13 protein-coding genes and 2 pseudogenes are annotated in these 11,847 nt (G+C 67.9%); 8 read left to right on the top strand and 7 right to left on the bottom strand.

Annotation, left to right across the window (positions count from 1 at the left end):
- The first annotated feature begins 179 nt into the window (after window positions 1–179).
- The gene (locus LIV37_RS39395; RefSeq protein WP_202979588.1) at window positions 180–1,259 is read left to right on the top strand and encodes an integrase core domain-containing protein; all 1,080 of its coding nucleotides are present in this window, start codon (window positions 180–182) and stop codon (window positions 1,257–1,259) included.
- A 28-nt stretch (window positions 1,260–1,287) separates the two neighbouring features.
- Here LIV37_RS39395 and LIV37_RS39390 read toward each other — a convergent pair.
- The 3 genes and pseudogenes from LIV37_RS39390 to LIV37_RS52705 all read right to left on the bottom strand — a co-directional run.
- Window positions 1,288–1,896, bottom strand: a pseudogene (locus tag LIV37_RS39390) (MFS transporter); the annotation flags it as partial.
- 28 nt (window positions 1,897–1,924) lie between these two features.
- Entirely contained in the window at window positions 1,925–3,334 is a 1,410-nt protein-coding gene (locus LIV37_RS39385) for an IS701 family transposase (protein ID WP_254807139.1), read from the bottom strand.
- A 236-nt stretch (window positions 3,335–3,570) separates the two neighbouring features.
- On the bottom strand, window positions 3,571–3,867 hold the full coding sequence (locus tag LIV37_RS52705; RefSeq protein ID WP_420834390.1) for a zinc finger domain-containing protein: 297 nt from the start codon (window positions 3,865–3,867) through the stop codon (window positions 3,571–3,573).
- Between the two features lie 324 nt (window positions 3,868–4,191).
- On the opposite strand from LIV37_RS52705, the gene LIV37_RS39380 reads away from it, so the two are divergent.
- Together LIV37_RS39380 and LIV37_RS39375 are read left to right on the top strand one after the other, a co-directional pair.
- Window positions 4,192–4,926: a hypothetical protein gene (locus LIV37_RS39380; protein WP_148717759.1), complete on the top strand. Its 735-nt coding sequence runs from the start codon at window positions 4,192–4,194 to the stop codon at window positions 4,924–4,926.
- Window positions 4,927–5,190: 264 nt separating this feature from the next.
- Window positions 5,191–5,472 (top strand): hypothetical protein, encoded by a 282-nt coding sequence (locus tag LIV37_RS39375; protein ID WP_020872640.1) that lies wholly within the window; start codon window positions 5,191–5,193, stop codon window positions 5,470–5,472.
- Window positions 5,473–5,743: 271 nt separating this feature from the next.
- On the opposite strand, the pseudogene aac(3) reads toward LIV37_RS39375, so the two are convergent.
- Together aac(3) and LIV37_RS39365 are read right to left on the bottom strand one after the other, a co-directional pair.
- Window positions 5,744–6,591 (bottom strand): annotated as a pseudogene (gene aac(3), locus LIV37_RS39370) (aminoglycoside 3-N-acetyltransferase).
- Window positions 6,522–7,001, bottom strand: a complete 480-nt coding sequence (locus LIV37_RS39365) for a hypothetical protein (RefSeq protein WP_020872638.1) — start codon at window positions 6,999–7,001, stop codon at window positions 6,522–6,524. The pseudogene aac(3) and the gene LIV37_RS39365 overlap by 70 nt, the downstream one beginning before the upstream one ends.
- Before the next feature lie 77 nt (window positions 7,002–7,078).
- Between LIV37_RS39365 and LIV37_RS39360 the strand changes: the two genes are divergently transcribed.
- The gene (locus LIV37_RS39360; RefSeq protein WP_020872637.1) at window positions 7,079–7,228 is read left to right on the top strand and encodes a hypothetical protein; all 150 of its coding nucleotides are present in this window, start codon (window positions 7,079–7,081) and stop codon (window positions 7,226–7,228) included.
- A gap of 67 nt (window positions 7,229–7,295) precedes the next feature.
- On the opposite strand, the gene LIV37_RS39355 is transcribed toward LIV37_RS39360, so the two are convergent.
- Window positions 7,296–7,709, bottom strand: a complete 414-nt coding sequence (locus LIV37_RS39355; RefSeq protein ID WP_121823984.1) for a hypothetical protein — start codon at window positions 7,707–7,709, stop codon at window positions 7,296–7,298.
- A gap of 306 nt (window positions 7,710–8,015) precedes the next feature.
- On the opposite strand from LIV37_RS39355, the gene LIV37_RS39350 reads away from it, so the two are divergent.
- The gene (locus tag LIV37_RS39350) at window positions 8,016–8,810 is read left to right on the top strand and encodes an IS5 family transposase (protein ID WP_214663129.1); all 795 of its coding nucleotides are present in this window, start codon (window positions 8,016–8,018) and stop codon (window positions 8,808–8,810) included.
- Here the strand turns inward: LIV37_RS39350 and LIV37_RS39345 are convergent.
- Window positions 8,758–9,288, bottom strand: a complete 531-nt coding sequence (locus LIV37_RS39345) for a hypothetical protein (RefSeq protein WP_243146086.1) — start codon at window positions 9,286–9,288, stop codon at window positions 8,758–8,760. The two genes, LIV37_RS39350 and LIV37_RS39345, sit on opposite strands and share 53 nt — an antisense overlap.
- A gap of 687 nt (window positions 9,289–9,975) precedes the next feature.
- Here LIV37_RS39345 and LIV37_RS39340 point away from each other — a divergent pair.
- The 3 genes from LIV37_RS39340 (at window position 9,976) to LIV37_RS39330 (ending at window position 11,839) form a co-directional block, all read left to right on the top strand.
- Window positions 9,976–10,527: an integrase core domain-containing protein gene (locus LIV37_RS39340; RefSeq protein WP_020872633.1), complete on the top strand. Its 552-nt coding sequence runs from the start codon at window positions 9,976–9,978 to the stop codon at window positions 10,525–10,527.
- A gap of 459 nt (window positions 10,528–10,986) precedes the next feature.
- Window positions 10,987–11,556 carry a hypothetical protein gene (locus LIV37_RS39335; protein WP_148717760.1) on the top strand — a complete coding sequence of 190 codons (570 nt, stop codon included), beginning with the start codon at window positions 10,987–10,989 and terminating at the stop codon, window positions 11,554–11,556.
- Window positions 11,557–11,587: 31 nt separating this feature from the next.
- Window positions 11,588–11,839, top strand: coding sequence for a transposase (locus tag LIV37_RS39330; protein ID WP_243146247.1), 252 nt, complete (start codon window positions 11,588–11,590; stop codon window positions 11,837–11,839).
- Window positions 11,840–11,847: the final 8 nt, after the last annotated feature.

Below are 11,847 nucleotides of genomic sequence, written 5' to 3'. Positions count from 1 at the left end.
TGACCATGAAGCGTACTGACCCCGAACGCTGCATGGTCTTGAAGGCCGTCCGCTGAACACATCTCCCGAACCGGCCTCGGGACGGTACCTGACGCCTGTCCCGGGGCTATCCTGTGCCGCTCGAAAAGTCATCGCCGCAGACGGGCGAGGTGTGGCCAGGCCGCTGGGACCATGTCCGCGTGATCGTTTCCTTGCTGTACAAGGTCACTCGGAAGCTGCTGACCGTTCCAACGGTGCTCCTCCATCGCGGGACAGCGAAGGACGCAGAATTGGCAGTGCTGCGGCACGAGAACGCGGTCCTGCGCGCCACTGGCCGGACCGGTCCGCATGAACCCGCCGACCGGCTCTGGTTCGCAGCCCTGTCCACACTGATCCCCCGACGCCACTGGCGCGAAGCCTTCCCTGTCACCCCAGGCACCCTGCTCACCTGGCACCGCACGTTCATCGCCGCAAAGTGGGACTACACCGCGCGCCGACTCGCGGGACGACCGCCCACCCCGGCCGCGATCAAGGCGCTCGTCATGCGGCTGGCCCGAGAGACTCCGCGGTGGAGGCACCGACGGATCCAAGGGGAGCTGACCCGACTCGGGCATCGGATCCCCGCCTCGACGGTCTGGGAGATCCTGCATGCAGCGGGCTTCGATCCGGCGCCACGTCGTTCAGGTCCCACCTGGCGCGAGTTCTTGACCGCGCAAGCCAAGGGGGCATCATCGCCGCAGACTTCTTCCACATCGACACCGCGCTCGACAGACGGCTGTACACGCTGGCGTTCCTCGAGCACGCACCCGGCGGCCGCACATCACCGGGCCACCGCCCGCCCCACACGGGACCGGGCAGCACAGCAGGCGAGGAATCTCACCGCTGACCAGGGCATACGCATCGAGACTCCGCACTTCTCGCTGCGTGACCGCGACGGCGAGTACGGCGAGGCCTTCAACGCCGACTTCCAGGCGGAGCAGACAGAGACCCTCAGGAGTACGCCACAGGCTCTCCGCATGAACGCGCACTGCGAACGCATCATCGGCAGCATCCGACACGAAGCCCCCGACCACATCCTCATCATGAACGAGGCCCACGCCCGCCACGTCCTTGCAGCCTACGAACGGCACAACAACGAACACCGACCCCACCAGGCCCGCAACCAGCTACCACCCAACACTCACGCACAACCCGCCACAGCGCATGGCCCGGCCACCAGCAAAGTTCCGCGCACCCAAGTCCTCGGCGGCCTCATCAACGAGTGCAGAGACGCGGCATGACGTGCAGCGACGAATTTTCGAGCGGCACAGCCTCGGTCCTCGCTTCGAAGATCACGAACATCAGCAGCAGGAGCACGGCGGCGGCGAGAAGAACGAGGGTGACGGGATCGGACCAGCCGTCCGACTCGGCGCGCGTGAAGCCGTACACCAGCGAGACCAGACCCAGCGACGTCAGCACGACCCCGGGAATGTCAAGCGCGGCACGGTTGCCGTCGGCTGCGGGCTCGCGGATCACGAAGTGCGCGCCGAGCGCGGCGACGACCGCGAACGGGATGTTGACGAAGAACATCCAGCGCCAGTTCAGGTATTCGGTGAGGAAGCCGCCGAGGATCAGCCCCACGGCTCCACCGCTGCTGGCGATCGCACCGAAGATGCCGAACGCCTTCGCCCGCTCCCCGAGGTCGGTGAAGGTGGCGGTGAGCAACCCGAGCACAGTGGGCGCGAGCAGCGCGCCGAAGGCGCCCTGGAGCGCTCGGGCACCGAGCAGCATCGCCTCGCCCGTCGCGGCGCCGCTGATGGCGGACGCGGCGGCGAAGCCAATCAGGCCGGTGACGAAGGTGCGCTTACGGCCCCACAGGTCGGCGATGCGGCCGCCGAAGAGCAGCAGACCGCCGAAGGCGAGGGCGTAGGCGGTAACGGTAGTTCGTTAAATCCGGTAGTAGAGGTCAATGCCGTGTCCGGTGGTGACCGCGTCGATCAGAGCCTGGAGTTCGGCGGGTGGGTCTTTGTCCGTCCATGCTTGCCACCATCGATTGAGGGTGACGGCGGGGGTGAGCCGGGAACGGATGGCTCGTAAGGCCCTGGGCCAGCGGGGAGGTTGGGGCTGGTGGGACGGTATGAGTCCCCCTCTCTGGCCCCTCGTCGGGGCGCGGGTCCGGCGCGGTGGTATCCAGGGGTCCTGGTGGTGTGAACCATTGGTCCCAGCAGAAGGAGAAGGCGCAGTTGACCAGAATCTGGTGGCGGCGGATGGCGCGGTCGGAGCGGACCTGGAAGTCGGCCCAGCCGAGTTCGTCCTTGATCTGTTTGTAGCTCTGCTCGATCCAGGGCCGCAGTCCGTAGAGACGGACGATCTCGACCAGGTCGGCCGGCGGATGCGGGCTGGTGGCGGCGTGGGGTGCGTCGGGGTGGGGCAGGTTGGTGGCCAGGTACCAGGTGGCCTTCTCCGGCAGGCCGGCCGGGTCGGTGGTGGCCACGACCAGTCGGCAGGGTGAGTCGGGACCGTAGCCGCCCAGGCGGGCATCGGCGGCCCACCAGGTCTCGGTGTGCCCGTCGCGGAAGTGACGCTCCACGGGTGTCCAGTCGCCGGGACGCTTGGCATCCTTCCAGGTCAGGGCGTGGGCGGCTTCGATGGGGGTGTGCGGCTGGTCGGTCCGGGCCCAGGTGCCGCGGTGCGGCTTGAGCGCGACCACGTAGGCCAGGCCGGCCGCGCGCAGTGCGAGGTACCAGTCGTCACCGACGGAACAGGCGCAGTCGGCGACCACCGCGCGGCAGCCGAAGCCCGCCTCCTTCCCGCGGGCCGCGAGGGCGGCGGCAGCTGCGGTTTCGTGCGGAAGGCCGGATCGGTGCGGCCCCGGGGTGAAGTGGTGGGCGGGGGTGTAGGGAGTCGTGTGCAGCGGGTAGTACACGCGGCCGTCGGTCCATACCGTGGTCACGGTGACGATGCCGTTGTCGGTCTTGCCGTACCGGCCCAGCCACTGCCGGCCGACATGCGCCGTCGCCATGCCGTCCTTGCGGTCTCCGGAGTCGTCGATCACGATGACCCCGCCGTCGTGCGGAGCCGTCGCCGGCTCCTCGCGCAGCAGCTCGAGCCGCCGGTCGTTGACCTGCTCGGCCTCCCAAGGGGACTCCGACAGGAAGAACTGCAGCCGCTGCACCCCCGGTATCCCCGCACCCGCTACCGGCTCTGCCCCTGCCAGGCAGGTGATCGTTTTGTTCCGCTCCCGTGGTGCCGGCAGACCGGTCAGGTACTCGCGAAACCCTCGCCGCTGGGCCAGGCTGAAGAAGAGGCCGTCGAACCGGGCCGCGTAGTCCTCCAACGGCCCCGGCACGGGCGGACACGGACGGCGAGCGGTCATCTCCGGCCTCCGGCAAGGCAGTTGACTCCTACCACCGGCCTACGACCAACCGGACCGGCCGTCAACCCACATCACCACCGGATTTAACGAACTACCGGTAAGGGCTGGTGTTCCGCATGTCGCTCGCTGCTCCCTATCGGGAGCACTGGCTATTTCCGCCGCCGCTACGCCTCCAGGTAGGCCACGATCACCAGCATGTGCAGAGCGAGCGCCGTTGCCGTTGCCGCCGCGGGTGGTCAGGACCGCGGCAGCCCTTTGCGAGTGTTCTCCCGTGCCAGGTCGACGCGTGACCGATGCACGCCTCCGCTCGGCGACGCGCAGCGCGCGCCGGGTGCTTTGCCGCGGTCAGGGCAGGTGACCTCGTAGACCCGCCAGGGGCGGGGGGTCTGCTGGGCTTTGTTCTTGCGTTCTTCCACGATCGGCAGCAGTCGCTCATCGTGAGGGACGGCGCGCACTTCGCCGGTGCCGGTCCCGTCGCCGATGGCACAGTCCGCGCCCTTGCCGGCGTGGCAGCGTGGGCAGTTCCTTTTGATCCAGTGGCGTCGCGCTACCTGCTTGTGCAGCGGCTGCCGCCCCTTGGGACGCCTCTCCTTGTTGGCTGGCGTCGGGGGCTGTGCGCTGGTGGTGGTCTCTCCGGGTGGCTATGGCCGAGCGGTGGAATCGCACCTGGGGCGTGCTGAACTGCGGCACACGGTCATCTTCCCCGGTCGCAGTCGCCAAGCAGTAGCACGTCCGCGCACCCGTCGGCCGTCTTCCCTGCCGCAACCGCACGGAGGCGTTCAACACGCCTGACCACAAGCCCGTTGCGGTTTCGACTCGCGGCCCCCTGCCCGGGCGAAGCTGGTATCAGTAATCCCATGGACCTTGTCTGGACACGACTTTCCCTGTGCGTGATCGCCGCGGCGGTGATGAGCGGCTGTTCCGGTTCCTCCTCCGGCGAGGACGGCGGCAAGGACTCCGCCTCCGCACCGGTCCCGAGCCCGAGCGCCTCGTCCTTCCCCTTCCCCACCCTCACCCCCACGGGGAGCCCCTCACCGTCCGGCCAGGCACTGCCGGTCAGGGTCACGAAGACGTACCAGGGCTTCGTCTCCGGCCTCGACCAGGCGGAGAAGCTCCTGCCGCCCGACCCCGGTCTGGGCGCCTCGGCGACCGAGAAGGTGCTGTACTCACTCCGCCAGAAGACGCTGCTCATGACCCAGTTCAAGGGCCGGACGAGCGCGTGGTGCGCCGGCGGCGGTGTGCAATTGGCGGCAGGGAAGAAGACGGAGTGCACCGTCAAATACGACGGGGTGAACGTCCACTGGACCGTCTCCGTCCCCTCCACGTACCGGGAGAGCGACTTTCTTGTCGAGTACGGCGTCAGCGCCCGCGGGACGACGGTGCTGAAGTCCGAGGCCGTGTACAGCCGGTTCTGGGACGGCTACCACGAGCCCGGCTGGGAGCTGCGCTGCGACCGGATGCCGGCGTTCAAGGTCGTGAAGGTGGGCGAGGACACCGGGTACGACTGCCAGTTCCTCAACCCCCACGTGTCCCCCGCGGCCTGGCACAACGTGTCGGTCAGGATCAGCGAAACGGGCGTCGACTTCACCTGATCCGCAAACGCGGCCGGGGGGCGGTGACTCGGGCTCAGGGATGCGAGGCGAAGACCTCGACCCGGCGACCACCGTCATCAGCTGCCCGGCGCCACTTATGGTCAGTGCGGACGGCTGACACGCGAGCGACCGCGCCGGGCCCGGAGTCCCCGAGGGGCCCGGAGTCCCCGAGGGGCCCGGCGTAGAGAACAGCCCAGGTGCGGGCCTCTCCCCCTTCTCTCCGACCGGTCTGGCTGGCGAGAAGGGGGGCCACATGCGAGCAGCATGACGGCGACGGCCACGACGGGCGGGCAGCAGCTCGGCTCCGCGCGCCCCCACATGACGCTCGCCGACCGGGTCGAGGTCCTCACCCTCGTCGACCGGGCCACGCCCGCCGACCAGGCGCTCCTGTCGTCCCTCGTCGCCGCAGGAGACCCGGACATGACGACGTCCTACCGCAAGGTCGCCGGCGCGCTGGGGCTGGACGTCCCCGCGGACGACAATGACCTGCGCGACATTCTCGAAGCCGACGTACAACAGGTTCACCACCACTGGCATCGCCAATAGACCATCCGTACAAGGCAATTGCGCCACTCTGAGACCTACACGAGGCCCGCCGACCTGCAGGCGTGACTCACCCGCGGATCAGGGAACAGCACACACGTGGGTGCCATCACACCAGGTCAGAGACCTGCGAAGTGGCCAGTTCGCGGACCGGTCCGGCAGGATCGGAGGGATGTTCGACAAGTCTTCGGGCGACCTGACCGGCTCTGGCTGCCCTGGCTATGCCTCTTGAACACAGCGGGCCCGGAGACGTGCGAATGCCTCTGCTGCGTCTCTACCTGTTCAGTTTGTGCTCGATCCAGGGTGTAGCGAAGTCGATGACTTCCGCGGTCTCGAACAGATAGCTTTCGGCAGCGCCGACCCTGCCCTGCCGGCCGATTCCCGCGGCGAACATGTCCCGGACGATCGCTTCGAACGGCTCTTGCCCTTCGGGCACCACTGCCGAGTAGTCGAAGGCCCCGTCCTCCGAGTCGATGTAGTGAAAGCGGCGCCAGACCCGTTGACCTTGCACGAGGATGGGCTGTTCGTAGTCCACGAACCGCTTGCCGGGGGCATTGGCGAGCGCCTCGGCGTGGTGCAGCAGTGTCATGGTGTCCAAAGGAGCGCCGATCAGAAGGACCCGGCCGCTGCGGGCGACCAACCGTGCAAGGGGGCTGTCCGGGCCATGGGGATCGTCCCAGGGGTGGTCGGCCATCAGCTCGGCTGCCGCCGCTCCCAGAGCCGCGAAACTGACGTCCGGATGACGGCTGCGCACGGCTCCGGGCCAGCGGCGCAGTGCTTCGGGGAGGCGGCCGTTGTTGTGGTCTGCCTCGCTGAGATCGGGGTCGTAAGCGGGATGTTCCGCACGCAGGGTGGACTGCCAGCCCTGTGTCCATGTGACGAAGTCGTAGGGGGCGCGTCATTCCAGCCGCAGGTCACCATGAGGGTTCCCTGCGTTCCGACCACGTCACGCAGAGCGCCGATGATGGTCTGCGGTCCTCCGGCCACGTAGCCGATGGCGGACATGCGGGTGTGGAACATGACGATGTCGCCGTCTGCGAGGCCGAGCGCGATCAGGTCACGGCTGATCCAGCTTCGGAGTACGGGACCGCCGGAGCGCTTGAGTAAGTCCATTTCGTCCATGATCGCGAACCTATCCCTGAGCCACGTATCCTGGGCAGGTCCCGGCAGAGTTCGTCGATCGTGGCGTCCTCCGGGTCACCGGGCAGCGGCATCCTGCTGGCCGGGACCTCGGCTGCGCACGGCTCGGCAGTGCTGGTGGGGGTCATGCGCTGGTGCCAGTCGGGCGGCAGCCGCTTGGTGTGCGGAGAGATCACCTTCGCGCCGTCGTCGGCGGTGCCCTCATCACCGTCGTCACCGTCCTGGTCGAGCGGATCGTCCTCCGGCTCGGTGTCGACGTTCTCCAGGGCCTTGCGGGCTTCGATGGCCACCAGGTCGGTGCTGACCGCGCCAACCTTCAACACCGTGGTCATCCCGGCGATGACCGCCCCTGCAGGCAGAGTCCGGTGCAGCAGCAGGACCTCGATCAGCATCTGGGTGCCCTCGCGGTCGCCGCACTTGGTCTTCGCCGCGGCCCAGAACGCCCACCTTCCGGCTCGCCGGGATCCCGATGCAGACCGCCCGCCAGGACCGGGTCCTGGACGAAGCCTTCGAGACCGCAGACCTCCACCTGATCCGCCTGTTCGGGATCAGCGCGAGCACCGCAATGCGCTACATCACCGCCGCCCACCCCGAACGCACCAGCAAACTGCCGCGCTGAGCAGTCCTCCTCACACCTGCGGATCCGAGCAAAGGGGCCTGCTGTCGAGCGGCCGGACTGGGATCATCTACGCGATGAGTGTGGCGGTCACCCGCAGGAGGTGCGACGTGTTCTTCCGACGAAGGAAACGATGGTCCAATGCCCCCGCAGTGCGGACGCAGCCGGGTCCGGAACCGAACGAGGACGGCACCGTGCTTCTCAGTGGTGACTGGACCGGCGAGTTCTGGGAACAACACCAGCCCATCCGGGTCCCCGTGACACTCGATGTCGACGCTTTCCTGCACTCATCGATGACCAAGACGTCGTAGTCGGTCACGTCGCTGCGGCCGATGTGGCTGCTGATCGTGCGGAAGGTGGACTTCTGCGCACTGACTCGACGCTTGAGGTTGTCGACGGCCGGGTGCGTGTGAGCGAGGAAGAGTTTCTCGTTGCCGTTGAAATAGTTGGCGATGAGGCCTGTGGGTGCCGGAAAGTGTGTCACCTGGGCTGACCTGCTGGTTCGAGTTTCCCAGATCTGAGAAGCCGTCTCTCAACCGATCATGGAACGTGCGGGTCGAACAGGTTTCCCGCCGGGGTGATCTTCTGGCGGTAGGCGCATGAAGGCAGGGCCCCTTGGTAGCTCGGAGGTGCGAACCGAACCGAGCAGTACCAGGAGGCCCTGTTGTCGCAGTTGTACGCGCTCACGCCCGCTGATCTCAACTCGGGCGCTCGATCGTGCGATTGCCTCGCACACGTGTACGGCAATGCGGCCGATCATCCCGCCCGGGTGCGCCGGTATCCGTCGGACATGACGGATGCGGAGTGGGCGGCCGTGCGGCCGTTGCTGCCAGTGCCGGCCTGGCTTCAGGGGCGGGGCGGGCAGCCCGAGGGCTACTGCCACCGCCAGCTGCTGGACGCGATCCGTTACCTGGTCGCGGGCGGGATCTCCTGGCGGGCGATGCCCGCGGACTTCCCCGCCTGGGGCCGGGTCTATGCCTTCTTCCGCCGCTGGCGCGAGCACGGGCTGATCGCCGAGTTCCACGACCGGCTGCTCGGAAAGGTCCGTGAGCGCGGCGGCCGTGAGGCCGAGCCCACCGCGGGCGTCATCGACGCGCAGTCGGTGCGGGCCGCGGCTTCGGTGCCGGCCGCCTCACGTGGCTACGACGGCGGGAAGAAGGTGCCGGGCCGAAAAAGGCACATCGTGACCGACACGCTCGGTCTGCTCCTGGGCGTCGTGGTCACCGCCGCGAGCATCGGCGACCGGGACGCCGCCGTGGGCCTGCTGGCCCGGCTGCGTCGCCTGCACCGCGACATCACCCTCGTCTGGGCCGACGGCGGCTACACCGGCTCCCTCGTCGACTGGGCACGAGAGAAACTCGCGCTGACCCTGCAGATCGTCAAACGCAGCGACGACACGCGGGGATTCGTGGTGCTGCCGAGGCGGTGGGTGGCAGAGCGCACGTTCGCGTGGCTGATGAACTCCCGCCGCCTGGCCCGGGACTACGAGAGGCGGCCGGAGAACAGCGAGGCGATGATCCAGTGGTCGATGGTCACACGGATGAGCAGGCGTCTGGCACGGCCACGGGCCGCCGCCCGGCACTGAAGGCCCCCGACACCGCCAGGAGGAGCCACCCGCGCTCTGCCAGACGTCTGGCCTTCGACCGCACCCCTCGACCTTCCGGCGTCGCCCCAAGGCCCAGCTCCACCGCGATCTCCTTGGCCTTCACCGGTCCCTTGCCAGCCGATCGTTGTTCATCCAGCACACCCAGAATCCGCTGGTAGTCCGGCCCCAGCACCGTCACCGGCAGCCCCTCCCGCCAGGGCGGCACCGTCGAGCGCGGCATCGGCACCGCCGGCGGCGCCGTTTCCTGCTCCGCCTCGGCCTCTGTCACGGCAGTGGACTCGGCCGCTGAGGCGGCCAGGGCCTCGACCAGTTCCTCCCGCGCGATCAACCGCCGGTCCAGCTCGATCTCCGCAGCCTCCAGCACCTCAGCCAGCCGCGCGACTTCCTCCCGCAGACCCTCCACCCGCACCCGGGCAGCCGCCTCCCGCTCTTCCAGCATTCCCAGCACCGACGCCACCGCGCACCCCTCAGCCATCAAGCGGACACAAGACGCCACATCCCTCCCTCACTCCGAGCGAAACCATGCCTGACCAGCAAGAATCAAACAATCATGTTCGGTTGAGAGACGGCTTCTGAGGTAGCTGCCGACTGTTCTGGGGCAGCATGCGAGTCGTGGTGATACGGCTGATCTACCTGCTCGCCTGTCAGACCTTCCGATGGCTTGCCCTCCTGGCCCGCTCGAGTGCGGCGAAAGATGCCGAGATCTTGATGCTTCGGCATCAGCTCGCTATCGCGCAACGCAACCGGCCTCGGCCCCAGTTCTCCTGGAGCGAGAAGGCTGTCATGGCAGCACTGCTCCGGATCGTCAGCAACCAGCGGCGTTCACAGCTGCCCCTGTTGGTCACTCCGCGAACGGTCCTGCGCTGGCACACACGGCTCATCGCCTGGAAGTGGACCTACCCATCCCGAAGTCCAGGAAGACCGCCAACGCCCGAAGTCTTGCGACAACTGGTCCTGCGTCTCGCGCGGGAGAACCCCGGATGGGGATACCGACGGATCCATGGGGAGTTGCTGGGCCTGGGGCACAAAGTCGGCGCCTCGACCGTCTGGGAGATTCTGAAGAAAGCCGGCTTAGATCGAACCATCACCGCAACGGGCAGACCGCTCCTGGGCCGTCTTCCTCAAAGCCCAGGCCTCCGCAATCGTGGCCACCGATCTCTTCCACATCGACACCGTGTTCCTACGGCGCTGGTTCGTGCTGTCCTTCATCGACCACGGCACCCGCAGCGCGCACATCGCAGGCATCACCCGACACCCGACCGGCCCCTGGATCACCCAGCAGGCACGCAACTGCCTCATGGACCTCGGCGACCATGCCAAGTCGATCAAGTTCCTCATCCGGGACCGCGGCGCCTACTTCACCGACAGCTTCGACTCCGTCTTCCAGGCGACCGGCATACGCGTGGTCCCCACCCTGCCCGCCGTGCCACGGATGAACGCCATCGCCGAACGCTGGATCGGCTCATGCCGACGCGAGGCAACCGACCGCATCCTGATCACCGGAGAGCGCCACCTACGCCTCGTCATCCGCGAGTACGCGGAGCACTACAACAGACACCGGCCACACCGATCCCTCGGACAACGGGCACCGAACCGACTCACCAAGCCCGAACCACTCACCGCCACCGACAACACTCGCATCCATCGACGTGATCGACTCGGCGGCCTCATCCACGAATACACACAGGTCGCATAGGGGTGACACAGTTTCCGGCACCCACACGCGTCAGCGGCCCGGCCGCCGCGGAGTACCGCCGCCGCACCGCATGGCGCCGGCCGGACACATCCGCTCGTGATCCGCGACTGGCTAGCGACCCTCGGCCGCTGAGTTCTTGACACTTGAGGCAAGAAGTTCAAGCCGCCCGCGGGAGTCGGACGGGTTCCGCGGACGGTGCCCGGATAGCGTGGGAGGGCTCCCGCCGGCGGCCGGGTAAGAAGGTCCAGGACGGCGCACGGGGCGGAACGACGGAGGGAGACGGTGATGGTCCATAGTGACCCGCCGCGGTTCCAGGGAATACCGGGAAGCCGGTCGACAACGCGCGTCGGGGGAACGGCGGTCTCCACGGCTACGTTCGCCGTCCTGCTGACCCTGACGGCCTGCGACGCCGGCGGCCGCTCCGGCACGTCGGCTTCCAAGACCCGGGTGGAGCCGACGGTGAGCGCCACGGAGGTCATCCCGGCCCCGCGCGAGGAGAACTGCGGCGACGAGCCGTGGAGCACCCGGAACCCGGCCTACGAAGGGCCGGGCCCGCACCTCATCGCACCAATCGGGATCCGCTCGCAGCTGCCCCAGTCCGTCGCCGTCGGGATCATCCCCACCGATCTCGACGACCCGGCCGACGGGCGGTACTTCGGCAGCGACGAATCCGTCCTCACCAACCCGATGACCGACAAAGACGCCCAGATCCAACTGCTCGCGTGCATCAAGCCAATCAAGGGTGACGGGCCGATCGGCAAGGTCGAGTGCTATTTCGGGGACGCCAGCGGCGGAGCACGCAACTTCCAGACGTTCCCGCTGTATCGGGCCGACTACGAAGTGACCGTCCGCGAGGCCCGTACCGGCCGGGTCGTCCGCACGCTCCCCGTGCCAGGCACGGTGAAGGGCCAGGACAACTGCCCAACGATAGCCACCGACACGGGGCACACGGTGTTGCTGCGCGCACTGTCCCGGGACCGGCTCGTCGAGGCGCTGCGCCCACTGTCCACGGCGCCCGCGCGCCGTTAGGCCCAGTTTCGGGAAGAGGCGGCCCGCCGCGCTGGTCGCAGACACCGGCTACGGCGCAAACGCTGACTTCCGGCAGGGTCTGGAAGACCGCGGGCTGGCCTATGTCCTTCAGGCCAAGGGCGAGATGACTGCTCATGCGGAAGGCTGCGAACCCCACCAGCCCTGCGCTTGCCGAGAATGTCGTCCGCCCTGGTCGGACGCCTGCACCCGGGCTGGCGGTGGTCTGTTTGTAAGCACTTCTTTGGGCTCCACTGCACGGACTGAAAGTGGCTCCACGACGTGAGAAGTTGA

The organism is Streptomyces rapamycinicus NRRL 5491, from assembly GCF_024298965.1.
GTDB classification, from domain to species: domain Bacteria; phylum Actinomycetota; class Actinomycetes; order Streptomycetales; family Streptomycetaceae; genus Streptomyces; species Streptomyces rapamycinicus.
Note: the sequence above shows the minus strand (reverse complement) of the source record. Positions and strands in the feature narration are given on the sequence as shown.

What these genes read in the sequence shown, in the direction of transcription:
- LIV37_RS39385 (WP_254807139.1), bottom strand. Translation starts at nt 3,334, where the DNA reads ATGACCGCTCGCCGTCCGTGTCCGCCCGTGCCGGGGCCGTTGGAGGAC.
- LIV37_RS39380 (WP_148717759.1), top strand. Translation starts at nt 4,192, where the DNA reads ATGGACCTTGTCTGGACACGACTTTCCCTGTGCGTGATCGCCGCGGCG.
- LIV37_RS39375 (WP_020872640.1), top strand. Translation starts at nt 5,191, where the DNA reads ATGACGGCGACGGCCACGACGGGCGGGCAGCAGCTCGGCTCCGCGCGC.
- LIV37_RS39365 (WP_020872638.1), bottom strand. Translation starts at nt 7,001, where the DNA reads ATGCTGATCGAGGTCCTGCTGCTGCACCGGACTCTGCCTGCAGGGGCG.
- LIV37_RS39360 (WP_020872637.1), top strand. Translation starts at nt 7,079, where the DNA reads ATGCAGACCGCCCGCCAGGACCGGGTCCTGGACGAAGCCTTCGAGACC.
- LIV37_RS39350 (WP_214663129.1), top strand. Translation starts at nt 8,016, where the DNA reads ATGACGGATGCGGAGTGGGCGGCCGTGCGGCCGTTGCTGCCAGTGCCG.